Origin of the sequence: Campylobacter sp. RM19073, assembly GCF_024723495.1 — a bacterium.
GTDB lineage: Bacteria > Campylobacterota > Campylobacteria > Campylobacterales > Campylobacteraceae > Campylobacter > Campylobacter porcelli.
Genome location: NZ_JANQCT010000009.1, coordinates 1 through 24264 on the forward strand (window position 1 = coordinate 1; position 24264 = coordinate 24264).

30 protein-coding genes are annotated in these 24264 nt (G+C 34.1%); 16 read left to right on the plus strand and 14 right to left on the minus strand.

Translation table 11 applies throughout. The annotated features are described in order from the left end of the window. Window positions 1-31: 31 nt before the first annotated feature. From CSUIS19073_RS04545 to CSUIS19073_RS04610, 14 genes are all read right to left on the minus strand, one after another. Window positions 32-721, minus strand: coding sequence for a class I SAM-dependent methyltransferase (locus tag CSUIS19073_RS04545; protein ID WP_086242540.1), 690 nt, complete (start codon window positions 719-721; stop codon window positions 32-34). A gap of 43 nt (window positions 722-764) precedes the next feature. Next, complete coding sequence (locus CSUIS19073_RS04550; RefSeq protein WP_086242541.1) at window positions 765-1499, minus strand: oxidoreductase; 735 nt, start codon at window positions 1497-1499, stop codon at window positions 765-767. Continuing rightward, the gene (locus CSUIS19073_RS04555; protein ID WP_086242542.1) at window positions 1492-2193 is read right to left on the minus strand and encodes an acylneuraminate cytidylyltransferase family protein; all 702 of its coding nucleotides are present in this window, start codon (window positions 2191-2193) and stop codon (window positions 1492-1494) included. The genes CSUIS19073_RS04550 and CSUIS19073_RS04555 overlap by 8 nt, the downstream gene beginning before the upstream one ends. Next, window positions 2190-3083 carry a Gfo/Idh/MocA family protein gene (locus CSUIS19073_RS04560; protein WP_086242543.1) on the minus strand — a complete coding sequence of 298 codons (894 nt, stop codon included), beginning with the start codon at window positions 3081-3083 and terminating at the stop codon, window positions 2190-2192. The genes CSUIS19073_RS04555 and CSUIS19073_RS04560 overlap by 4 nt, the downstream gene beginning before the upstream one ends. Then, window positions 3080-4165 carry a nucleotidyltransferase family protein gene (locus tag CSUIS19073_RS04565; RefSeq protein ID WP_236845303.1) on the minus strand — a complete coding sequence of 362 codons (1086 nt, stop codon included), beginning with the start codon at window positions 4163-4165 and terminating at the stop codon, window positions 3080-3082. Before CSUIS19073_RS04565 ends, CSUIS19073_RS04560 begins: the two co-directional genes overlap by 4 nt. Continuing rightward, window positions 4162-5310, minus strand: coding sequence for a UDP-N-acetylglucosamine 2-epimerase (gene neuC / locus CSUIS19073_RS04570; protein WP_086237873.1), 1149 nt, complete (start codon window positions 5308-5310; stop codon window positions 4162-4164). The genes CSUIS19073_RS04565 and neuC overlap by 4 nt, the downstream gene beginning before the upstream one ends. Beyond that, the gene (gene neuB, locus CSUIS19073_RS04575) at window positions 5307-6305 is read right to left on the minus strand and encodes an N-acetylneuraminate synthase (RefSeq protein WP_086237947.1); all 999 of its coding nucleotides are present in this window, start codon (window positions 6303-6305) and stop codon (window positions 5307-5309) included. The genes neuC and neuB overlap by 4 nt, the downstream gene beginning before the upstream one ends. A 4-nt stretch (window positions 6306-6309) precedes the next feature. Then, on the minus strand, window positions 6310-7317 hold the full coding sequence (gene pseI, locus CSUIS19073_RS04580; RefSeq protein ID WP_086237948.1) for a pseudaminic acid synthase: 1008 nt from the start codon (window positions 7315-7317) through the stop codon (window positions 6310-6312). Between the two features lie 121 nt (window positions 7318-7438). Then, on the minus strand, window positions 7439-8098 hold the full coding sequence (locus CSUIS19073_RS04585; protein WP_086237874.1) for an energy transducer TonB: 660 nt from the start codon (window positions 8096-8098) through the stop codon (window positions 7439-7441). Further along, complete coding sequence (gene exbD, locus CSUIS19073_RS04590) at window positions 8095-8481, minus strand: TonB system transport protein ExbD (RefSeq protein WP_086237875.1); 387 nt, start codon at window positions 8479-8481, stop codon at window positions 8095-8097. The genes CSUIS19073_RS04585 and exbD overlap by 4 nt, the downstream gene beginning before the upstream one ends. Continuing rightward, on the minus strand, window positions 8478-8903 hold the full coding sequence (gene exbB, locus CSUIS19073_RS04595; protein ID WP_086242544.1) for a TonB-system energizer ExbB: 426 nt from the start codon (window positions 8901-8903) through the stop codon (window positions 8478-8480). Before exbB ends, exbD begins: the two co-directional genes overlap by 4 nt. Before the next feature lie 470 nt (window positions 8904-9373). After that, the gene (locus CSUIS19073_RS04600) at window positions 9374-10171 is read right to left on the minus strand and encodes a sugar phosphate isomerase/epimerase family protein (protein ID WP_086242545.1); all 798 of its coding nucleotides are present in this window, start codon (window positions 10169-10171) and stop codon (window positions 9374-9376) included. Then, window positions 10161-10832 carry a pseudaminic acid cytidylyltransferase gene (gene pseF / locus CSUIS19073_RS04605; protein ID WP_086237878.1) on the minus strand — a complete coding sequence of 224 codons (672 nt, stop codon included), beginning with the start codon at window positions 10830-10832 and terminating at the stop codon, window positions 10161-10163. Before pseF ends, CSUIS19073_RS04600 begins: the two co-directional genes overlap by 11 nt. Window positions 10833-10859: 27 nt before the next feature. Further along, a complete protein-coding gene (locus CSUIS19073_RS04610; RefSeq protein WP_086237879.1) occupies window positions 10860-11600 on the minus strand; it encodes a thiol peroxidase in 741 nt (246 codons plus the stop codon). Between the two features lie 395 nt (window positions 11601-11995). Between CSUIS19073_RS04610 and CSUIS19073_RS04615 the strand changes: the two genes are divergently transcribed. From CSUIS19073_RS04615 to atpG, 16 genes are all read left to right on the plus strand, one after another. After that, window positions 11996-13024, plus strand: coding sequence for a cytochrome-c peroxidase (locus CSUIS19073_RS04615; protein ID WP_086237880.1), 1029 nt, complete (start codon window positions 11996-11998; stop codon window positions 13022-13024). A 151-nt stretch (window positions 13025-13175) separates the two neighbouring features. After that, window positions 13176-13886 (plus strand): DUF4198 domain-containing protein, encoded by a 711-nt coding sequence (locus CSUIS19073_RS04620; protein ID WP_086237881.1) that lies wholly within the window; start codon window positions 13176-13178, stop codon window positions 13884-13886. Further along, complete coding sequence (locus tag CSUIS19073_RS04625; protein ID WP_086237882.1) at window positions 13886-14338, plus strand: hypothetical protein; 453 nt, start codon at window positions 13886-13888, stop codon at window positions 14336-14338. Before CSUIS19073_RS04620 ends, CSUIS19073_RS04625 begins: the two co-directional genes overlap by 1 nt. Window positions 14339-14500: 162 nt before the next feature. After that, the gene (rplU, locus tag CSUIS19073_RS04630) at window positions 14501-14809 is read left to right on the plus strand and encodes a 50S ribosomal protein L21 (RefSeq protein ID WP_086237883.1); all 309 of its coding nucleotides are present in this window, start codon (window positions 14501-14503) and stop codon (window positions 14807-14809) included. Window positions 14810-14819: 10 nt separating this feature from the next. After that, window positions 14820-15077 carry a 50S ribosomal protein L27 gene (rpmA, locus tag CSUIS19073_RS04635; RefSeq protein ID WP_038455086.1) on the plus strand — a complete coding sequence of 86 codons (258 nt, stop codon included), beginning with the start codon at window positions 14820-14822 and terminating at the stop codon, window positions 15075-15077. Between the two features lie 71 nt (window positions 15078-15148). Continuing rightward, window positions 15149-16186, plus strand: coding sequence for a GTPase ObgE (gene obgE, locus CSUIS19073_RS04640; protein ID WP_086242546.1), 1038 nt, complete (start codon window positions 15149-15151; stop codon window positions 16184-16186). A gap of 188 nt (window positions 16187-16374) precedes the next feature. Then, window positions 16375-17139 carry a glutamate 5-kinase gene (gene proB, locus CSUIS19073_RS04645; RefSeq protein WP_086242547.1) on the plus strand — a complete coding sequence of 255 codons (765 nt, stop codon included), beginning with the start codon at window positions 16375-16377 and terminating at the stop codon, window positions 17137-17139. Next, complete coding sequence (gene fmt / locus CSUIS19073_RS04650) at window positions 17136-18050, plus strand: methionyl-tRNA formyltransferase (RefSeq protein WP_086237887.1); 915 nt, start codon at window positions 17136-17138, stop codon at window positions 18048-18050. Before proB ends, fmt begins: the two co-directional genes overlap by 4 nt. Continuing rightward, window positions 18010-18663: a biotin--[acetyl-CoA-carboxylase] ligase gene (locus CSUIS19073_RS04655; protein ID WP_236845304.1), complete on the plus strand. Its 654-nt coding sequence runs from the start codon at window positions 18010-18012 to the stop codon at window positions 18661-18663. Before fmt ends, CSUIS19073_RS04655 begins: the two co-directional genes overlap by 41 nt. Next, complete coding sequence (locus tag CSUIS19073_RS04660) at window positions 18660-19442, plus strand: ParA family protein (RefSeq protein WP_086237889.1); 783 nt, start codon at window positions 18660-18662, stop codon at window positions 19440-19442. The genes CSUIS19073_RS04655 and CSUIS19073_RS04660 overlap by 4 nt, the downstream gene beginning before the upstream one ends. A 3-nt stretch (window positions 19443-19445) precedes the next feature. Beyond that, window positions 19446-20285: a ParB/RepB/Spo0J family partition protein gene (locus CSUIS19073_RS04665; protein ID WP_086237890.1), complete on the plus strand. Its 840-nt coding sequence runs from the start codon at window positions 19446-19448 to the stop codon at window positions 20283-20285. Between the two features lie 63 nt (window positions 20286-20348). Continuing rightward, complete coding sequence (locus tag CSUIS19073_RS04670; RefSeq protein ID WP_086237891.1) at window positions 20349-20771, plus strand: FoF1 ATP synthase subunit B'; 423 nt, start codon at window positions 20349-20351, stop codon at window positions 20769-20771. A gap of 9 nt (window positions 20772-20780) precedes the next feature. Beyond that, a complete protein-coding gene (locus CSUIS19073_RS04675) occupies window positions 20781-21293 on the plus strand; it encodes a F0F1 ATP synthase subunit B (RefSeq protein WP_086237892.1) in 513 nt (170 codons plus the stop codon). Then, entirely contained in the window at window positions 21293-21826 is a 534-nt protein-coding gene (locus tag CSUIS19073_RS04680; RefSeq protein ID WP_086237893.1) for a F0F1 ATP synthase subunit delta, read from the plus strand. The genes CSUIS19073_RS04675 and CSUIS19073_RS04680 overlap by 1 nt, the downstream gene beginning before the upstream one ends. 14 nt (window positions 21827-21840) lie before the next feature. Continuing rightward, the gene (gene atpA, locus CSUIS19073_RS04685) at window positions 21841-23358 is read left to right on the plus strand and encodes a F0F1 ATP synthase subunit alpha (RefSeq protein ID WP_086237894.1); all 1518 of its coding nucleotides are present in this window, start codon (window positions 21841-21843) and stop codon (window positions 23356-23358) included. A 9-nt stretch (window positions 23359-23367) separates the two neighbouring features. Then, window positions 23368-24255 (plus strand): ATP synthase F1 subunit gamma, encoded by an 888-nt coding sequence (gene atpG, locus CSUIS19073_RS04690; RefSeq protein ID WP_086237895.1) that lies wholly within the window; start codon window positions 23368-23370, stop codon window positions 24253-24255. Window positions 24256-24264 lie beyond the last annotated feature (9 nt).

A 24264-nucleotide genomic window follows, 5' to 3' on the forward strand; every position in this document is an offset into this window, starting at 1 on the left:
CGATATAGAATATTAGCCTAGGGCTATTGGATTATTTTTTACCGATAAATATAAAATGTCGTGAGCTACCTTCAAAATTGTATAGATTAATTGGTGTGTAATCTCCCCAATAAAGTGGCTCAAATAGCTTAAAATCATCTTTTAACTGCTCTATATCCTTAGTAAATTTAATATATGAGTTCTCGCTCATTCTACCTGTGGGGGTGCCTTGGATATGGGTTAAGCCATTTGGTAGTGGGGTGGATTTTTGATACATATCATAGCATTCACTAGCCATCATAGTTGCAAAGATTATAGCCCCATCATTACAAAGATCATAAAGCTCTTTTAAAGTGGTATTAAAATCATTTTTAGTAAGATAATATAAGCTTTGATTAGCAAATATAAAATCCATTTTTTGACTAAATAGATGAGAAAATGAGCTATTAGGCTCGATGATGTGAAAATCCTCTTGGCAAATTAGCGGGTCGTTATGCCAAATTTGCTTTAAGCTTGGCACAATATCTATGCCAAATGGCCTTATACCCCCCCCTGATCGTTTAGCGAAATATTTGGAGTGAATTCCATTTCCACAACCAAAATCTAGTAAATTTCCACTAGTTTTATGAAGAGCGAAATTTAAAATTCTCTCATAAAATCTAATAACATGTCCATCAGGAAACTCTAGCCCGTAGCCCTGCGTATCATATTTTGTAATGTATGCTGATAATGAATTATCCATTTTTCTCCTTTAAAAATTTGTTTAATTATAACTAATTTAAGCTTTATAAGCAAAATCCATCATCAACTATGATATTTTGCCCATTGATAAACTCGCTATAATCACTAAGCAAAAATATCAAAGCCCCGCAAATATCGCTAGGATCTAGCATTCCTTTATTTAGGCAAACTTCTTTATATTGGTTTAAGAATATCTCATTTTGATTATCCAAAATTCCGCCCGGGCTTATACAATTGACTCTGATATTAGCCCCTTTTAGGTATTTGGCTAGGTAGCGACTTAGGTGGATTACGCCCGCTTTGATAGCGCTATAAGCTACTGGTGAGCTCATTTGCGTGCCTTTGTAGGTTTGGAATTTAGGAGCGACCACGCCTTGGATGGATGAGAGTGTGATTATGTTGCCATATCCTTGAGTTTTGAAGTATTTAGCAAATCTTTGCATCACCAAAAACGCCCCACCAAGCTGCAAATTTGTATTTAGACAAAAATCCTCATAATCCACATCAAAAAAGTGGTTTGAAAAGCTCTTTGTCCTAGGATAGGCAGCATTGACTATAGCATCGATTTTGCCATATTTTTGGCTAGTTTGTTCTATTAGATTATCTAGTGAGTTTTGGCTTGTGATATCTGTGCTTATGAAATGGCATTTTTGTTCTAAATTTGGTTTGGATATATCGGCGTTGATTGTTGTGGCGTGATTTTGGATAGTGGCGCTTACAAAGGCCTTGCCGATTAGTCCTGAGCCACCTATTATTACTACTACTTTATCTTTAAGCATTTTGACTCCTTAAAATTTGCTCTACAATCATAAAATCTAGCTCATCATCTATATCAATGCTGCGATTTTGTGGCATTATATATAGGCCAGTTTTTGGTATAAATAGAGTATCGGTTGTTAATAGAATTTGAGATTTCCATATATAAATTGATGCGTTCATATCATAGGTTTGTGGTGCGTCTTGTCTGCGTAAAATCGCATTTGGGAGCGGTTTGCTTAAATTTATTGCGCCATCAATTTGCCTCTCTATTAGGTTAAAGTATGGGCTACGGCGACTAGGTGCGGCTGTGATTAGGATATCATTATCATCATCTATAAACTGCTTAAAAGCTCTATTGATATCACTAGCTAATCGAAGTGGCGAAGTGGCATCAAGGTCTATTATATAAGTAAATTCGCACCCATAATGCTCTTGGGATCTAATGAGAGCATCACGGATAGCAGGGATCTTGCCGGCGCTATCGCTAGCTAGGCTTGATTCTCGCTTGAAAAAGACTTCGCCACCATATTTTATAGCCACACTAGCTATCTCATCGTTATCGGTGCTAATTACAATATGCTCAAACAGCCCACACTCCTTAGCTTGATTTATCGTGTGAGCAATTAGCGGAAGACCAGCAATTTGGCGGATATTTTTGTTTTTAACCCCTTTGCTACCACCTCTAGCACAGATGGTACATAGTATTTTACTCATATATTTTCCTTTTGAATTTGATCTATTAATCTCATTGTATTTAGGGCTTCACTCAATTTACATATATATTTTTGCTCGCCCAAAGCATCGGCGTGCATAGAGGTAAATAGCGAATTTCTATCTAAATTTGGCTCATTTATTGTGGTAGTTGAATTAAATTTATCACTGATTTTAAGCTGGTTTGTTATAAGATTTAGTTCAAAAGTATTATCATCTGTCTCAATTAAAATTTGGCGATATGGAGTTTTGCTTAGATAATTTAAAGAGATATTGACCAAGGCTCTATCGCAGTAGGCTAAAATCATCGATATATCATCGCTTGTGATATTTAAATTTGATATTTTGGCTTGGATAGCTTTGATGAGTTTTAGGCTTGTATCAGATAAAAAACTTATATAGTCAATCTCATGACTAAGATCTAATAAAACCCCACCACCACGCTCTTTATCAGCGCTATATGATTTGGTGTAATCCATTTTACGCCAAGTTGGCAGGTATTGGCCGCAACGAGCTTCGATAGATAGAATTTTTTGATTTTTTAACATATCTTTAAGTTTTAATATTAAAGGGTGAAATCTAAGATTATAACCGATTAAAATTTGATTATTTGGGTTAAAATTTTGGAATTTATCAAATAATGGTTTCTCGCAAAGTATGATTTTGCCACGCACTTTTGAATCAATGTAGCTTAAATGCTCATAGTGTAAATGCGTCGCAGAAGCGATGATGAAGTAGTCATAAGAGTTTAAATCCACTTGATTTAGATCTTTATAAATTTTAATATTTTCTAAATTTTGCGATGATACGGCGTCAGCTTTGAAGCCCATTTGATTTAAGACTTCATAGTGCCTACGGCCGATTGAGCCCATGGAGATGATGAGTGCTCTCATGAGAAAAACTCATTGTAAATTTCATTTGCGGTGTTATACTCTTCGATTCTACCGATATCTAGCCACTTTTCGCTAATTGGATAGGCCTTTGGCTTGTAGCCTTTGGCGGCTAATTGGTTAAAGAGATCAGGCATATCAAGATAGCTATTTTTGTCTATTAAATTTAGAATTTGCGGATTTAGCATATAGATTCCAGCTGCTATGTGAAATTTGGATTTTGGCTTTTCTGTGATTGATTTGATGGTGTTATCATCTAAATTTACAACCCCATAAGGCACTTGCATCTCATACTCTCTTACGCACATTGTAGCCATGGATTTATGGGCATTGTGATAGTCGTGAAGTTTGCTAAAATCAGCATTAGTTAGCAAGTCAGCATTCATCACAAAAAACTCATCTTCTAACCCATCAATGAGGCTTAACGCCCCAGCCGTGCCTAGTCGCTTACTCTCGTGAATATAGCGGATATTTATCCCAAATTTATCGCCATTACCAAAATACTCTTTGATAATCTCTGAGCGGTAATTAACACATATTGTAAAATTTAGGTATCCATAAGAAGTAAAGCTTTCGATTATGGTTTGTAAAATGGGCTTTGGCCCTACATGGAGCATTGGCTTTGGGATTTTGCTAGTAAGTGGGCGAAGTCTCATACCAAGCCCGCCCGCCATCAATACCACTTGATTTGACTTTGTTTTGTTTGATTCATAGATATTTTTGATCGCTATTGCTATGCCATTTTGATCTATAATTGGTATGTAGCGGATATTTTTGGCTTTTGCTTTTGTTAGGATAGAAGCTGGGATTATGGGGGAATTTGAGATGATCGGCGTGCGGTAGTATAGGCTCTCAATGCTACTAGTAAGCTCCATTGAATTTAGTAGTCCACGCCTGATATCTCCATCGCTTATCGTGCCTAGGAGCGCTCCATTTTCATCTACGACCAAAGCCATTTGTAAAGCACCATTGTTTATTATCTTTAATGCCTCTTTGATCGTGCTATTTGGGCTTAGTTTTATAGAGTTTATATCCATAATATACCCTTTTTGCTCATAGGGCAATACCCCCCCCCAATTTTTCATATTATATCCTTGAATTTTTTCACTCTTATATCTTTTAAATTTATATTTTTTAGCACTTTTATTATCGCTTTGCTAGGTTTGGAGTTGCCATATGGATTTTGCTTTTTTTGGACTATTTTTTGAAATTTTGAAGTGTAGGCTAGTTTTATCGCTTTTAAAATTTGAGATTTTATAGGCTTAGTATCGATCACGCTTAAAGCCTTTAATCTACCATCTTGCCTAGAGCCTACATTTATAGTTGCCACGCCTAAACTTGGGGCTTCTAAAAGACCGCTTGAGCTATTGCCTAAGATTATATCTACATATTTTAAAGCACTTAAATACCTTAAGCTACCCAAAGAGGCAAAGGCGATGGAGTTTGGGTGGGATTTGACATACTCATCTATCATTTTATTTATAGCCATTCCACCAGCATCGCTATTGGCTTTAGTAAAGATGATATTTGTATCCTTTAGCTCACTTAGGGCTTTTAAAATCTCTTTAAAGTCATCTTGACTATCTTTTTTTGTAGTGAGTGGATGGTATGTAACTAAGATATTTTTCTTATTTAATTTAAATTTGATTGAGTCTTGAAATTTTCTTTTGCTTAAAAGCTTTAATCTTTTGATATTTTCAATCCCCATTCCACCGACATTAAATATAAATTTAGGATCCTCTCCTAGCTGAGCCACCCTTTTAGCATACTCTTTGGCTGCGGTAAAATGGATATTTGCCATCTTAGTAATGCTATGTCTAAACGCCTCATCTATCGCTCCAACACTTAGCTCACCACCATGAATATGAGCTATAGGAATTCCAAGCACCAAAGCAGCCGCCGCAGCACAAAATATCTCATATCTATCACCTAAAACAACCACAATATCAGGGCTAAGATCACTTAAGGCTTTGCCAATTTTGCTAATAGCTTCACCCATTGATTTACACACGCCAAGAGCGTCATTGGAGAAATTTAATATATCTACTTTTTTATCGATATTAAACTCATTTTGAATTTCTAAATATGTATTGCCATATTCGCTTCTTAGATGGCTACCTGTAACTACTAGCTGAAGTCTTAGACTATCACTAATGCTAAGCTCACTAATAAGCCAATATAATAGCCCATACTCAGCCCTAGAGCCTGTAATTACACAAATTTTTCTCATATTATCTCATCTTTTTTATAATCTTTTTTAGCTATTTGCCCTATGACTTTATCCCATTTCATCGGACTTATGCCAATTAGAAGGCTTCTTTTGGTGGTGATATTTTGCTCATTTAAAATTTCCCCCTTAATAATATCACGCTTTGCTACTATGGATTTTCTAACGATATTGATATTTTCAATCTCGCTTGGGCTTGGACGCTTGATACCATCGCCTAAAGAGACCTCCATAGCTCTAATCCCATCTACCATCATTTTTAGCTCATTTGGCTCTAAACTAGCTTTGTGATCTGGGCCATTTTGAGTTTTATCAAGCGTGAAGTGCTTCTCTATCACACTAGCACCAAGGGCAACAGCCCCAATAGGCACATAAATCCCCAAAGTGTGATCGCTATAGCCAAATTTAACCCCAAATTCCGCCCCAATGCTATTCATCGCTTTTAAATTCACATCACAAAATGGGGTTGGATACTGCGTATTAGCGTGTAAAATCGTGATATTTTCTAGCTTTGTATATTGCGTAAGAATGCTTAAAGCATCGCTTATTTCGCTCATTGTCGCCATACCAGTTGAGAGAATTATCGGTTTTTGAAATTTAGCTATGGTGCGAAGTAGGGGTAAATTTGTAATCTCCCCACTTGGAATTTTAAAACTCTTAATCCCAAGCTCATAGAGTATATTAGCTGAGTCTATATCAAAAGCCGTAGATAAAAAGTCAATCCCAAGGCTTTTAGCGTGTGAGATTAGCTCAACATGGTCATCATAGCTTAGCTCAAGGGCTTTTAGCATATCATATTGACTTTGGTTGGCATTTGTAGTTTGCTTTTGATAACTAGCTTTTAAAGCCGTTTTACTAGCTAAATTCTCAGCCTTAAAAGTTTGAAATTTCACCGCATCTGCTCCAGCCCTGTAAGCCTCATCTATCAAGGCTTTAGCGATATCTAAACTGCCATTGTGATTTACCCCTGCTTCAGCTATTATATATACTTTTTGCATAGTTTTACTCAAAATCGCTAAATTCTAAAGGCTTGGCAAATTTAAGATCTTTTGTGGCTCTTTTGCCTATTACTTCATCATAATATTTAGGGTGTAAGCCTTGAGCTGGGCGAATGGAGCGTATATTTTGTGGGGTTAAAATTTCCCCTTTTTTAATATCTTTTGTTACAAAAAGCGATCTAGCATATTTGCGATTTTTCTCATCAAAGCTATAATCTACCTTGCCTAGAGCCTTATAGGCATTTTTGACTGCTTTTGCCATGGCGCTAAACTCATCATAATTAAGAGAAAATCCGCTATCTTCACCGCCTAAGGCTCTATCAAGTGTGAAGTGCTTCTCTATCACACTAGCCCCAAGGGCAACAGCGCAAATTGGCACCTCTAGGCTCATTGAGTGATCACTTAGACCGACTTTAACGCCAAGTGGGCTAAATCTAGCTACCATATCAGCTATGGTGGCAATATTCATATCCTCTATCTTAGCTGGATAATCAGAAGTGCATTTAAGAATGGTTATATCATTGTTTCCGACACTTTTACAAGCTTCAATTGCCTCATAAATTTCTTCAATTTCAGATACCCCAGTTGAGATAATCATAGGCTTTTTATGCTTTGCTGCGTAGCGAATAAGCGGATAATCCATCGCTTCAAATGAGGCTATTTTATACCTACTTACATTGATACTTTCTAAAAAATCAACAGCACTAAAATCAAATGGAGTGCTAAAAAACTCAATCCCAATCTCATCAGCATAAGCCTTAAGCTCGGCTTGCCACTGCCATGGCGTATAAGCCTTTTGATATAGCTCATACAGGCTCTGCCCAGCCCAAAGCTCATCATCTCTAGTCATGAAAATCTCATTCTTAGAATTAATCGTGATGGTATCGGCTGTGTAGGTTTGAACTTTGATAGCATCGGCACCTGCATCTTTAGCGGCTTTTATGATTTTAAAGGCTAAATTCTTATCACCGCAGTGGTTTGCTGACATTTCGGCTATGACAAATGGATTCATATCAACTCCAAATTTAATTTTATAGATTTTACCCAAAAAATCCAAAATTATAAATATATAAGCCAAAATAATACCAAATTTAGATGATATTTGGCTATTTTGGATTGAAATTTAGGTGGATTTATGATATTTTATAGACTAGGGGAATTTGAATTTCTATAGTTTTGTCATTTTTAGGGAAATTTTTTGATGCGGCCATGATGGTCGCTAATGCCGCTTCATTTAGTATCTTATGCGGTGATGGCTTTATGATTTTAACCCCTTTTAGCTCCATATCTTTAGTCCATATAAACTTAACTAAAACCTCTCCTTGTTGCCTTAATTTTTTAGCCATTCTAGGGTATCTATGCTCTTTATCAATTGCTGATTTTATCGCTGCTAATATAGGATCTTTTGTCGCATTTGAGATATTAAAGCTCTGCATTTTTTCAGGCTTAGAAGTAGCCGCTACCTCTGTAGGCTTATCTAGTGGCTTTGATATTTTAGTTGGTTCTAGCTTAGGTATTGGTTTTATTTTATCTTTTGGTTTTGGTTTATGTCTTGGTTTTTTGATGATTGGCTCTGCTGGTGGCGTGATTGGCTCTAGTTTATCTAGTGGCTGCGGTATGGGTGCTGGTTTAGCAGCTATTTGGATTATTTGGTTTAGGGATATGCTTTTATCTATGTTAATAGATGGGGTAATGGGCTTTATGAAATTTAATCCAAACCAAATAAAGGGGATAAATAGCATAGTTGTAAGGCAAAATGATTGAGTTTTGCTAGATTGTAAAATAGAAGTCATTGTATTTTCTCCGTGATAATTGAGAAATTTTCGTGATTATTTATCTTTAATATATCTAGAATTTTGACAAAACTATCAAATTTAGCCTCTTTATCGCTTTTTAGCTCCACTATAGTATCTTTTGGAGTTATAGATATTTTGCTATTTAGCTCATCAATGCTAATTTGATTATCATTAAGATAAAATATATCATTTTGATCTATAATAATGGTTATTTTATCTTTAGATTCAAGCGGTTTGGCTGAGCTTGCACTTGGTAAATCTACCTTGATTTTGCCACTTGCGATAAATGTTGAGATACTTAAAACCATCGCTAAGACAACTAGCATAATATCAATAAATGGGATTATATTTAACCCTTCGTTTTTAGGTAGTTTTATCAAGATTCTATCCTATTTTCATATTTGCTAGATATTAAATTTACAGCTCGTAAAAGGTAGTTATAAGCTATCAAGCTAGGAATTGCGACCAATAGTCCAAGAGCCGTTGCTTTAAGTGCTAATGATAAGCCCAAAACCACGCTTTTAACATCAATTGTAGCTGAAATACTCATATCATAAAAGCTAATCATAATTCCAATTACAGTGCCTAAAAGCCCTACATATGGGGCGTTGGAGTAGATTATATATAGAGTTGTAAGATTGTAGCTTAGGGCGTTATCTAGCTGGGTTTGATTTGCATAGTCATCTATATGCACTTTGTGCAAAAACAAAACTCTCTCAATAACACACCAACACGCCACAAAAGCCATAATCCCAAGCGTGGCAAATATTATATGATCTATATACTCTTTTAAAAATTCCATTTAAATCTCCAATTTTTTTGATAATTATACTCAAAATAACTTTAAATTAATATTATAAAAATAGGAGATTTAAGCGATAAGATATATAAAAAATATTAAAAATTTTCTTTAATTATTTAATAATTATTATCAAATATTTACTACTTCTAAATTTAATATCATTGCTTAATAGCTACCAAATCACTATTTAATCGCATCTCTAGCAACTTTTAATATAATAAAAATTATAAAGAGCGGATTATTTTAATAAATTTTGATAATATGAAATTAACCAAGGAGTATTTAAAATCTTATGAGCCTTTTACAAGCAGAGCAACACATATGAGTATGGACTTTAAAAGATGGAGCGACATTATGGTTTGAATAGATATTTTAAATCAAATTCAAACTTTTGTATAATTTCTCCATAAAAGGAGATATTATATATTTAAGAATTGTATTTATCGTAATTATACTACTTTGTATCATTGCTATAACGCCTTGTCATTAAAATTCGCAATAATATTTTTTAAATAGTTTGAATCTTTGATGAAATCATCTAAATTCTCTTTACTATCTTTGATTGTCTCAATGGCTAAAAACTCCCCACCAACCAAAAGAGATAAAACCCTATCAAGCTCGATATTTCCATCTCCAAAATGTAAATGAGCATCAAATTTAGACTTCACATCATTATCGCTAATATGATAAATTCTAGGCTTTAGCTCGTTTAATTTAGCGATATAATCATATGGATTTAACCCTTGAAAATTCGCACTACAAAGCGCATGTCCCGCATCAAGACAAAAATCACACCCAACTTCATCTAAAATACGCTTAATACTATCAAAATCCGCCCCAACGCAAAAGGCAGTTCCACCCTCCATTGGCACGATATATGGTTTATTTTCTATAGCAAATTTGAGATCTTTTATCATTTTCATCTGCCTTATACTCTCTAAAAGCTCTCCACCAATACCTGGATGAAATATCGTATATAGGGCTTCAAGCTCATTACTATATATCTTGACCTCTTCGCATAAATTTAAATTATAATTAAGCTTATTAGGATTAGAAAAATCAAGCCCACTACTAAAATGCGGAGCGTGAATGGCAAATTTAACCCCACAATTCCTAGCTAGGCTCTTCCACTTTGCTATCATATCAAGGCTATTTGGCACAGCGTAAAGCTCGATATAATCATATACTCCACGCTCAAATAGCTCTTTGGCTGGTGATATATAATTCTCATTTAAACTCCAAAGTTTTAAGCCGATTTTATAACTCATTTTTAACCTTAAATTTGATTTGTGCCATATTCCAATCCTCCATTGTATCAATATCTTGAGCTAGGGATTCATCTATTATGTATGGCATGATATTATCGCTATTAATATTTGAAGTTTTATGGAAATAAAACATACCCGCATCGTGATACATAGGCTCTAAATCCTGACTTCTTTTTAAAGCATTTTGTGGCTCATTATAGCGTAAAAAGCCATCTACAATTTTAAATGCCCTTTGGATAGGAAAGCTAAATTTAACCACTGGAGTAAGCCCATCAGCACCGCTAGATATAAACTTATCATACGCATCACGCAAAATATCCCCATTTAAAAATGGCACACAAGGATAGACGCAGCATATCACGCTTGGATTTTTGCCAAGACTTCTATACTTATCAACCACCTCTATTAAGACATCATTTGTAGTGGCGTAATCATCTGAGTTTTTAATCGATCTCATAAATGGCACTTTAGCACCAAGATTTTTGGCTATACTTGCTATCTCATCATCATCTGTTGAGACCATAATCTCATCGAAGATATTTGCTTTTATACAAGCATCTATGGCATAAGCTATCATTGGCTTACCCATAAATTCCTTAATATTCTTGCGTGGAATTCGCTTTGAGCCGCCTCGTGCGGTAATTATGGCTAGATTTTTCATTTTCTTTCTTTTATATAAATTTTTGATTTATAGCCCTAAATCTTTTTCATCTATTAGCGTAGGCACGCCACGCACAGCACCAGTAGCATAAATTTTATCTACTTGAGATTTAAATTGGCTCACCCTTTTATCGCTGATATTTTGTGGCTCTTTTGCATCAGGCAAGAAGTATTTTCTTAATATTGCGATCTTGCTTGCGTCATCTTTAGCATCTTTAACTTCATCTAAGATAGCGATTGATTTTTTAATAGCTGGTATCCCATGCGATGCTACCGGTGCTAGAATAACTTTTAAATTTGAGTTTTTAAGTTTATTTTCTATTAATTCTAAATCTTGACGACAATATGGACAATCAGGATCGGTAAATAGATATTTAACTTCTTTATCTTTATCATTTCCAAGAGTGATAATGCTATCTTTTGGCAGTGATTTTATCACTTTTCCAAGAGATTTACTAGCCTCTTTTAGAGCGATTTTATTTTGTTCGTTTTCAAAATTTGCCAGATAACTAAACCTATTTTTGACATCTATAATATCAGGAAAAATATATTCTCCATCGCTATAAAGTGCCGTATAAACGCTATTTTTTCCATCGCTCATTTTAATTTTGATCTCTTCGTAATTTGTATTTGGTAGATTTTTGCGTGATTCAATAGAGTATTTTAAATTGCTATTGCCGCCTTTGACAATCTCTAAAATTTCAGACTCGCTTAAAGCACCAAATAGCAAACTAGAGCTTAAAACCGATGTTATGGCTATCTTTTTCATTGTGATATATCCTTATATAAAATTGATAATAATTATATGGTTAAATTTTAAATAAAAATCAACAATTTTTAGCATAATTTTTTAAGAATTAACTCTTCATAATGTGAAATTTTATTACTTTTTGTAACACTTATTTAAAATTTTTTTGGAATTTTTATATAAAATTTTATTATAAATTTAACTATTTATATTAATCATATTTTCGTTTAAATAGCTTTTAAACCCCATTCTATCATTTAAAAAAGATTAAAATTATCTTAAATAAAATAAGTAAATTTTATATTTAATAAAAATAATTGTAAATGAGTGATTTTATCAAGTTAAAAAATTTATTTTTTATTTACTTTCAATTACTATATTACCCATCGCAAACTAAATTTTGTAAGGAGTTTTTTATGAAAGGTACATTACTTTTAGGTTCTGTATTAGTTGCTACATCTGTATTTGCAGCTAGCGATGCTGATCTTTTAAAAGCTGCTAAGGATGCTGGTTTAAGAGCGCTTCCAACTACACAAGCACAAGTTGATGAGTTGCTAAAAGAGATAGGTGTAAAGCCAAATAAATTTAGCGAAGCAAAAGCTGAACTTGGTAAAAAGCTATATTTTGAACCACGCCTATCAAAAAGCGGTATAATCAGCTGTAATACATGCCACAACCTAGGTCTAGGTGGAACTGATGGTATTGCTGCTGCTGTAGGCCACAAATGGACGATAAATCCGCATCATCTAAATAGCCCAACAGTTTATAACTCTGTGCTAAATACAACTCAATTTTGGGATGGTCGTGCTATGACTTTAGTAGATCAAGCCAAAGGTCCTATCGAGGCTGAACCAGAGATGGCAACTCCAGCTAAATTAGCCGTAGAGAGAATTAGCTCACTTCCTGAATATCAAGCTGAATTTAAAAAAATATACAAAGATGGTATAACATTTGATAATATAGCTGATGCGATTGCAAGTTTTGAAAGAACCCTTCTTACTCCATCTAAATTTGATAAATTTATGAATGGCAACTTAAAAGCTCTAAATAAAGCTGAAAAACAAGGCTTACAAACTTTCATTGATAAAGGCTGTGTTACTTGTCATACTGGCGTAAATCTAGGTGGCTCTATGCAAGCATTTGAAGTAGCTGGTAAATATAAATTTGCTAATGTTGGCGACTTTAAAGGTGATGCAAATGGTATGGTTAAAACTCCTACTTTAAGAAATGTAACAGAGACTGCTCCATACTTCCACAATGGTGCTATTTGGAAGCTTGAAGAGGCTGTAAAAGAGATGGGAAGCGTCCAATTGGGTATAGAAATTAGCGATGCTGAAGCAAAAAGCATTATTACTTTCTTAAATGCTCTAACAGGCGAAAAACCAAAAGTTATCTATCCACAATTCCCAGCAAGCACAGAAGCTACTCCAAAACCAGAGCTATAAATAATTCATTCGCTCCATATTTTGGAGCGAATCATATAAATTTACCTCTTATTATTAAAATTTTGTAATTTAATTAATTTTTTAATATATAAACAATTAAGTTTATTATAGATATAATCAAAATCACTTTAATATTTTAGGAGAATTTACCATGTATAAAAAACTATTTTTGGCTACAGTTATGAGCGTTGCTACAACACTTTGTGCTCATCAGGTTGTTACTCAAAATGTAGGCACAAATAAATTTGAAGTAAAATTTTGGGCTCACGGAGATTTCTCTCCATATAAATCAAATCAGCTAATAGATGCTAAAGCATATGATGAGAGCTTAAAAGAGATTAAAACTGGTATTAATTATCATTTTGGAGAAAATAAAACTCCAGAAGTACTTACCGCTGCAAAGCCAGCTATAATAGCAAGTGCATTTGATGCTGGATACTGGGTGGAAAGTGATAAAGGCGGAGACTTTATAGATGGTGGAAAAAACTCAGTAAAAGGCGTAGTATTTTCAACTTCTAGGAGTGTTAAATTAGGTAAAACATATTTTTCATGGAATCAAAATTTAGTATCCCCAATTGGGTTAAAATTAGAAGTTATAGCTTTAAGCAATCCATTTAAATTAAAAATTGGAGATTATCTTCCTGTGCTTGTATTAAAAAATGGAGAGCCTATAGAGGGTATTGGTTTTGAAGTTGGCAAAGAGAAGAGCAAGAGTGTTACGAATAAATTTGGCATAGCTCAAATCGAGATAAAAGAAAAAGGACTAAATGTAATTGCAGCTATAGATAGCGAACAAGAGTTAAATGATCCAAATGCAAATACCTTGCTTTTACAAAGTTCTATATCCTTTGAGTTAAAATAATGAAATTTATATTATTAATATTTCTATGTGTTATTTTTGGCTTTGCCCACGGTGTTAGTTATACTGTTAATGATGGTAAAGCCATCATAATATCAGCAAATTTTACTCAAAATACTCCAGTTGCGTATGGTAAAATAGATATTTATGAAGGTGATTCGGCTATAGCCTTACTTCATGGTCAAACTGATTCTTATGGCAAATTTGCATTTTTACCACCAAAATCTGGGATTTATCGTATAGAACTTACTGCTTTTAGTGATCATGGCGAACATAAGAGTGAGTTTAGTGTGACTGTGAATGATGATTTTAGTGTGGAAAAATACGATGAATTAGCTTATGTAAAATATCAAGGAGTATTAAGCGTTATAGGGGTTTTGTTTGGCATATTTGGAATTTTAGTATTGGTAAAACATAGAAAATTTAAAAAATTAGATAAAGTTAATATTTCTTGATTAACCAATGAGTAGGTTTTGATTTTAAAATTATTTTTCAGCTTGAATTTATATAGTTTAAAGTATAATCACGCCTTACAACCAAATAAGCCCCATAAATTTCTTTAGCAAATTTAGCCTAAGAATGCTTATTGGTCTTACCAAAATATAAAGGATAGTTTGATGTATGCAATTATCAAACACGGCTCAAAACAGTATAAAGTTAGTGAAGGCGACTTCCTAAATTTAGATCATTTTGAAGCTGAAGCAAAGTCAATTGTTGAAATCACTGAGGTTTTAGCAGTTAATGATGGCAATTTAAAGGTAGGTGCGCCGTTTGTAAGTGGTGCAAAAGTTGTTTTAGAAGTAGTATGCGAAGGTAAAGATAAAAAAGTTGTTATCTATAAAAAACGCAGAAGAAAAGACTCAAAATTAAAACGCGGTTTTAGAAGAGAATATACTCGCGTAAAAGTTACAAGTATCAAAGCCTAAGGAGTAAAGTATGGCACACAAAAAAGGTCAAGGCTCAACCCAAAATAACCGTGATAGTATCGGTCGTCGTTTAGGTGTTAAAAAATTTGGTGGCGAGTTCGTAAGAGCTGGAAATATCATCATTCGCCAAAGAGGCACTGCTACTCATCCAGGCAATAATGTAGGTATGGGTAAAGATCACACTATATTTGCATTAGTTGATGGCTTTGTAAAATTTGAAAGAAAAGATAAAGATAGAAAAAAAGTTTCTGTCTATCCAGCCGCATAATTTAAGCCCCAAATTTGGGGCTTTTCTTTTTAATTTTCTTCTTATTAACCTTGAAATAAAGGGATATTCAAATGTTTATAGATAGCGTAAATTTTAGCGTAAGTAGTGGCAAAGGTGGTGCTGGATGTGCTAGTTTTCGCCGTGAAAAGCATGTTTTATTAGGTGGGCCAGATGGTGGCGATGGCGGAAATGGTGGAGATGTATATTTCATAGTTGATAATAATACCCACACACTAGCTAATTATAAGGGCAAAAGGGCTTTAAAAGCTCAAAACGGTCAGCCTGGACTTCCTAGAAATATGAGTGGTAAAAAGGGGCAAAGCCTTGAATTAATCGTTCCACCTGGGACTATTGTCTATGATAATGATAGTGGCGAGATGTTGCTAGATTTAACAACGCAAGGTCAAAAAGAGCTATTTTTGGTAGGTGGAAAGGGCGGACTTGGAAATGTTCATTTTAAAACAAGCGTAAATCAAGCTCCGACAAAGGCTCAGCCAGGACTTGCAGGTCAGATGAGAAATATCCGCTTAGAGCTAAAGCTAATAGCCGATGTTGGTTTAGTAGGATTTCCAAATGTAGGCAAATCTACGCTAATCTCAACCATATCAAATGCAAAACCGCAAGTAGCAAATTATGAATTTACCACCCTTACTCCAAAGCTAGGTCTTGTAGAAGTTGATGAATTTAATGGATTTGTGATGGCTGATATACCAGGGATTATAGAGGGTGCTAGCGATGGTAGAGGGCTTGGGATACAATTTTTAAAGCATATTGAAAGAACAAAAATTTTGCTTTATATGATAGATTTAGCAAATTATCGCTCACTCAAAGAGCAGTTTGAAACCCTAAGAGCTGAAATAGAGAAATTCTCACCACTTCTAGCTAAAAAAAGCTACGCCATAGCCTTGACAAGGGCTGATGTGGCCTACGATATTGATGAGAAAATTCAAGATTTTATGAGTGAGTTTGGCTTTATGGCTAAGCAAGATGGCTATAAAATCGATATTTCTCTTCCATATTTTGTAATGCCAATTTCAAGTGTGAGTAATGAGAATATAAAAGAGCTTAAATTTAGGCTTTTAGAGATGCTTAATTTGAAATTTAGTTAATTTTATTCTAAAAAATAGTAGTGATAAATTTGTTTTAGTAAATTTTTGTATTGTTTATTTTGTAAAGAATTATAAAATATGATATTTTGGTATAAAAGCGGTATTTACTGCTTTTATTCTCTAACCAAATTTTTAAGCCAAAAATAGTATAATCACGAAATTTATTTTTGAATTTAAGGCAATAATTGATGAAAAGAGTGGTTATAAAAGTAGGCTCCCATGTCTTAAGCGATGAGGGCTCAATCAATCAAAATAGGATAGATAATCTTTGCCAGTTTCTAAGTGATTTGAGTGATAAATTTGAGGTAATACTAGTTAGTAGCGGTGCAATTAGTGCTGGTCAAGCTAAATTTAATCTACCAAGAACAAGTGTTGTAAATAAGCAAATTTTGTCTAGTTTAGGGCAGCCATACCTAATGGAAATTTACTCTAAATCGCTATCAAAATATGGTAAAATGGCGGCTCAAATTTTGCTTACTGCTGGGGATTTTGACTCTAGAAAGATTACAAATCACGCCAAAAATGTCATCAATGGCTTGCTTGAAAATAAAATTTTACCAATTATAAATGAGAATGACTCCACAGGGATTAGCGAGATAGTTTATGGCGATAATGATAGGCTCTCAAGTGCGGTGGCGTATTATTTTGACGCTGATTTATTGGTGATATTAAGCGATATAGATGGATATTATACAGCCGATCCAAGCATAGATAAGAGTGCGACAATTCGCCAAGTTGTAAATAATATAGATGAATCAGAGCTAATCAAAATTTCTCAAACAGGCTCAAAGCACGGCACCGGTGGGATAACCACAAAGCTTTTAGCGGCTGATTTTTTGATGAAAAATGGAAAAGATATGTTTTTAGCTAGTGGATTTGATCTTAGCGTGGCTAGGGAATTTCTTTTAAATTCAAATCAAATTGGTGGGACAATTTTTAAGGCAAAAATATGAAAAATATCGTTTTTATGGGAACCCCAAGTTATGCTAGTAGAATTTTAAATGAAATTTATAAAGCTAGATTTAATATCCTTGCTATCTATACTCAACCAGATAAGCCAGTTGGTAGAAGTGGGAGCTTAACTCCGCCAGATGTGAAAAAATTGGCTATAAATTTAGGGCTTGATAGCGTAGTTTATCAGCCAAATTCGCTTAGAGATGATGGGGTAAAAGAGCATATTGAGTCGCTAAAGCCAGATTTTATAGTTGTAGCAGCTTATGGGCAGATTTTGCCAAAAGAAATTTTAGATATTTCTCCTTGTATAAACCTTCACGCTTCTTTACTTCCAGATTATCGTGGTGCCTCGCCTATACAATCAGCAATTTTAAACAGGCAAAGCCTAAGTGGCGTAACGGCTATGAAGATGGATATAGGGCTTGATAGTGGGGATATTTTGGCCTATAGTATTCTTGATATAGGGCAGATGAACTCATATGAATTGTTTGAAAAATTAAGCGATATGGCAGCAAATTTAACTATTAAAGTATTAAATGAGTATGATAATATCAAGCCAATTAGCCAGTTTAATGCCCTTAGCTCGAAGTGTAAAAAGATCAAAAAAGATGATGGATTAGTAAATTTAGAGGTTGAAACTGCTAGTGAGATTTGGGCAAAATTTTTAGCATATTATGGTTGGCCAGGAATTTTTACTAAAGATGGAGTTAAGATTTTAGATATGGAAATTTCTAGCTTAAGTGGTGAAGTTGGCGAAATTTTAAGCTTAAATGATGATGGATTTGTGCTTGGGGTAAATGGCGGTAGCATATTTATCAAGACTTTACAAGCTGCTAGTAAGAAGCCAGTGGATGCAAGAAGCTATTTAAATGGTAAAAGGATTGGTCTTGGAGATAGAGTATCTTTGTGAGTGTGAATCTACTCAAACTTATTTAATTGATGGGATAAAATCGCTTAAAATATCTCCACCATATGCTATTGTAGCAGATAGACAAAGCCAAGGTATAGGCAGTAGGGCAAATAGCTGGGAGAGTCCAAAGGGCAATTTATATCTAAGTTTTGCTATAGATGAGAGTGAGCTTGTAGATGATCTAGAGCCTGCATCAGCTAGTATATATTTTGCTTTTATTTTAGTTTTAGCCCTAAGGGATAGAGGCTCAAAGCTTTGGCTAAAATGGCCAAATGATATTTACCTTGGTAGTCGCAAAATAGCAGGTATCATCACTACTAAGATTAATAGTATCTATATATGCGGTATAGGTTTAAATTTAAAATACTCTCCACACTACGCAGATTGCCTAGATATAGCACTTGATAGAGATGATATAATAGATTTATACTTTAAATTTTTAAGTGCCAAGCCAAAATGGAAGCAAATTTTTAGCAAATATTTGGTAGAATTTGAGTTATCAAAGAGTTTTTACATACATTTAGATGATAAGCAAGTAAGCTTAAGTGAGGCCAAGCTACAAAGTGATGGCTCAATAATAATAAATGATAAAAAGGTATATTCAGCAAGATGAGTGAGATTATAACCATTGCTAATCAAAAAGGCGGAGTAGGTAAAACTACTACTGCTGTGAATTTGGCGGCTTCTTTGGCTGTAGCCGAAAAGAGAGTTTTGCTACTTGATATTGACCCACAAGCCAATGCGACAACTGGCTTGGGATTTAAAAGAAGTGATTATGAGTTTAATATCTACCATGTATTAACAGGTAGAAAAAATATCAATGATATAATATTAAAAACAGAGCTAAAAATGCTTGACATAGCCCCATCAAATATTGGTTTAGTAGGGATTGAGCAAGAATTTAGCGAACAAAATAGAGATTATAAAACCATATTAAAAAATAAGCTTGCCGCAATCCGTGATAGCTATGATTATATAATAATTGATAGCCCGCCAACTCTTGGGATTTTGACTATTAATGCACTTACTGCAAGTGATAGCGTTATTATCCCAATTCAGTGTGAATTCTACGCTATGGAGGGCTTAGCTCAAATTTTTAACACCGTAAAAGTAATAAAAGAGACGATAAATCCAAAGCTAACAATAAAAGGATTTTTGCCTACAATGTATAGCGCGCAAAATAATCTCTCTAAGGAGACTGTGGCTGATCTTAAAAAGCACTTTAGAAATAAATTATTTAAGGCTGAAAATTGCGAAGATGGGTTTGTCATTATCCCTAGAAATGTCAAATTAGCCGAGAGCCCAAGCTTTGGTAAGCCAGTGATTTTGTATGATATTAAATCAAGTGGCTCACAAGCTTATCAAAATTTAGCTCACTCTATAATGGGGTAGATTATGGCACTTGGTAGGGGACTAGATTCTATTTTAGGTGATGTAGAACAGGCGTATAATAAGGAGTTAAATAAAGAGTTAGTAGCTGAGATTGATATTGATAAAATCAAGCCAAATCCATTTCAGCCTAGAAAAAACTTTAGCGATGAAGCCTTAAAAGAGCTTAGCCAAAGCATTGAAAGACATGGATTAATACAGCCTATAATTGTTATTAGAAAGGGTGATGATTTTACGCTAATTGCTGGGGAGAGACGCCTAAGGGCTAGCAAGTTACTTGGACTTAGCAAGATTAAGGCAATTGTAGCTAGTATTGCAGATAAAAATTTAAGAGAATTAGCACTAATTGAGAATATCCAAAGAGAAAATCTAAGCCCAATAGAGTTAGCCAACTCATATCAAGAGCTAATTAATGATTATAAAATTACTCAAGAGGCACTTTCAACTATAGTTAAAAAGAGCCGAACGCACATTACAAATACTCTTAGACTTTTAGGGCTTGATGAATATACAAAAAAATTGATAGATGATGGCAAAATCACTCAAGGTCACGCTAAGATAATGGTAGGCCTTAATAGCGATAATCAAAAGCTAGTTGCTGATACTATCATGGGACAAAAATTAAGCGTAAGAGATACTGAAAATTTAGTAAAACGACTAAAAACAACCACCCAAAACAAAAAGATAAAAAGCGATTTAAAAGATGTAGAAAATTTAAATTTACTCAAAGATTTAATAGAAAATTTCGGTATAAAATGTAAGATAAATGGTCAAAAATTGATATTAAATTTAAATGATAGTAAAAAAATAGATAATATGATAAAAATAATTCAAAAAATTCAGTAGAATTTATTTTTTAATATTGTAAAATATCGGACTAGTTTTAATGAAATTACGTAAGGAGAAGTGATGCTACAGATAGATCCGCCGTTGTTGCTGATTACTTTAGTAATCTTTTTAGGGCTTATCTTTGTGCTAAATTCTATTCTCTACAAGCCATTGCTTGGTTTCATTGATGATAGAAATAGATCTATCAAAAATGATGAAGAGAGCGTTAGTAAAAATGCTAGCGATGTTGGAAATTATGAAGCTCAGATAGATAAGATACTAAATGACGCTAGGGCAGAAGCACAAGCCAAAAAGCATGCTGCTTTAAGCGAAGCTAAAGAGAAAGCTGCTACAAAAATCGCTATCAAAAAAGAGAGCTTAGAAGCTGATTATAATAGCTTTATAGCAGGATTGATTGATAGAAAGGCTGAGTTAAAATCAAATTTAACTACCAAAATACCAGAGTTAAAAAGTGCCCTTGCTGGTTCTTTATCAAAAATATAGGAGTTTTATATGAATATTAAATTTATTCTATTATTAATAGCTCCGATATTTGCCTTTGGTGCTAGTAGCGGAAGTGGAGAATATGATATTGTCCCTAGAGTAATTAACTTTGTTATATTCTTTTCTATTCTATATTACTTGATAGCTAAACCTATAAAAGCTGCGTATAATGCTAGGATTAACTCTATTGCAAATAGATTAAATGCTATTCAAGAGAAGCTAAAAGCATCAAATGCTAAAAGAGAAGAAGCCGCTAAAAGGGTAGAAAATGCTAAAGTTATGGCAAGCGAGCTTTCTGAAGCTATCAAAAAAGAGATAGAGATTATGCTTGCTAAGATAGAAAAAGATACTCAAAATGAGATCCATATTTTAGAAAAGAGTTATGAAGAGCAAAAAGAATTTGAAGAGAGAAAGCTTGTTAGAGCAGTAGTGAGCGAAGTTTTAGATGAGCTATTTGCAAGTGAAGCTATAAAAATTGATCAAAACGAGCTTGTTAATCTTATTATTAAGAAGGTGAGTTAATGAGAGAAGTAGTAGCTAAAAAATATGTAAAAGCATTGATTCTTACTTTAGATGCTAATGAATTTGATAAAGCAAGTGAGGAATTTAGAAAATTAGCATCTGCATTTTCTATATCTAAATTTAACTTTATAATAGACTCTCCTATGATTGATGCAAAGTCTAAATCTGATTTTCTACTATCTTTAATAGATGATAATTCAAATAGCAAATTGGGTAGATTTCTAATGCTTTTAAGTCAAAAACATAGATTGCATTTAATACCAGAAATTTCAAAAGAATTTGAGTATCAAAAGGCTATAAGAGATTCTAAATTTAAAGGCTTAATATCTGGAAATATAGATATAACTCCAGCACAAAAAAGTGAGTTAGAGAGTAAATTTTCTAATAAGTTTGATGTGAAGGTTGAATTTGAGACTATTAAAAATGATTTTAATGGTATTAAAATTGAGCTTGATGATTTAGGTGTTGAAGTTAGTTTTTCAATTGATAGATTAAGGGCTCAAATGAGCGAATATATATTAAAAGCAATTTAATAAGGAGTAAAAGCGTGAGTGTTAAGTTAAAAGCTGATGAGATTAGCAGTATCATCAAAGAACGCATAGAAAACTTTGATCTTAGCGTTAATATTGAAGAGACTGGCAAAGTTATATCAGTCGCAGATGGCGTGGCAAATGTTTATGGTCTTAAGAATGTCATGGCTGGCGAGATGGTTGAATTTGAAAATGGTCAAAAAGGTATGGCATTAAACCTAGAAGAGAGCAGTGTAGGGGTTGTTGTCTTAGGTAGTTGTAATGATATTAAAGAAGGAAGTAGCGTAAAGAGACTTGCTAGACTTCTTAGAGTGCCAGTTGGTGATGCGTTAATTGGTCGTGTTGTAAATGCTCTTGGCGAACCAATAGATGGCAAAGGTGCTATCGATGCTACAGAAAGTAGATTTATCGAAGAAAAAGCCAAAGGAATTATGGCTAGAAAATCTGTCCATGAGCCGCTACAAACAGGTATTAAAGCTATTGATGGTCTTGTGCCAATTGGTAGAGGTCAAAGGGAGCTTATTATTGGAGACCGCCAAACTGGTAAAACTACAGTCGCTACTGATACAATCATTAATCAAAAAGGTCAAGATGTTATATGTATTTATGTAGCTATCGGTCAAAAGCAATCAACCGTAGCACAAGTTGTCAAAAAGCTTGAAGAGTATGGTGCTATGGATTATACAATTGTTGTAAATGCAAGTGCAAGCGATGCAGCAGCCTTACAATATCTAGCTCCATATGCAGGTGTAACAATGGGAGAGTATTTCCGTGATAACTCTCGCCACGCTCTTATCATCTATGATGATTTAAGCAAACACGCTGTGGCTTATCGTGAGATGTCGCTTATCCTTCGCCGCCCACCAGGTCGTGAGGCTTATCCAGGAGATGTATTTTATCTACACTCAAGACTACTTGAAAGAGCAAGTAAGCTAAGTGATAAGCTAGGAGCAGGAAGCTTAACAGCTTTACCTATTATCGAAACTCAAGCAGGCGATGTTTCGGCTTATATCCCAACAAATGTTATCTCCATTACAGATGGTCAAATTTTCCTTGAGAGCGATCTATTTAACTCAGGTATCCGCCCAGCTATCAATGTTGGTCTATCTGTATCCCGTGTTGGCGGTGCAGCACAGATAAAAGCTATCAAAAAAGTCTCTGGAACGCTAAGACTTGATCTAGCTCAATATAGGGAACTTCAAGCATTTGCTCAATTTGCAAGTGATCTTGATGAGAGCAGTAGAAAGCAACTTGAAAGAGGTCAAAGAATGGTTGAAGTGTTAAAACAACCACCATATAGCCCACTTCCAGTTGAAAATCAAGTTGTTATTATATTTGCAGGTAGTAATGGATATTTAGATGATATTCCAGTATCGGCAGTTACTAAATTTGAAGCTGAGCTCTATCCGTATATTGAGGCTAAATACCCAGATATTTTTGAGCAAATTCGTAACAAAAAAGCACTTGATAAAGATATTGAAGAAGCACTAGATAAAGCATTAAATGAATTTAAAGCAATATTTAGCGCTGAATAAGGCTAAAATATGTCAAATTTAAAGGATATTAAAAGAAAGATTAAGAGCGTTCAAAATACGCAAAAGACTACAAAGGCGATGAAGCTAGTCTCTACTGCTAAACTCAAAAAAGCAGAAGAGGCAGCTCGCCATTCGCGTGTTTATGCTCTAAAGATCAATGAGGTCTTAAGCGAGATTGCTTACGAAATTAATAAATTTAAGATCGTTGGTGAAGGAAATAAATTTTTTGACACAGAGGCCAAGCTAGAGAAAGTTGATATAATTTTTGTTACTGCTGATAAGGGTCTTTGTGGTGGTTTTAATATCGCAACTATCAAAACAATAAGAAATATGATAGATGAGTATAAGGCTAAAAAAATCAAAGTTCGCTTAAGGGCTGTGGGTAAAAAAGGTATTGAATTTTTCAATTTTCAAGGTATTGAAATTTTAGAAAGTTATCGCGGTGTTAGCTCAGCACCTACATATGAAAAAGCTCAAGAGGTGATAAGAGCAGCTATTAATGATTTTACATCTGGTGTAACTGATAAGGTTGTATTAGTTCATAATGGTTATAAAAATATGATCTCTCAAGAGATTAGGGTTAATACCATAGTGCCAGTTGAACCTCCAAAAATTCAAGATGATAATCAAAATGACTCATTGATGGATTTTGAGCCAGAGCATGATGATAGAATACTTGATGAGCTTATGAGAAAATATTTTGAGTATAGTATGTATTATGCTCTTATAGACTCTTTGGCTGCTGAACATAGTGCTAGAATGCAAGCTATGGATAATGCCACAAATAACGCAAAAGAGAGAGTAAGAGAGTTAAATCTTGCTTATAATAAGGCAAGACAAGAAAGCATTACAACAGAGCTTATAGAGATTATAAGTGGCGTTGAGAGTATGAAGTAAATTTATAAG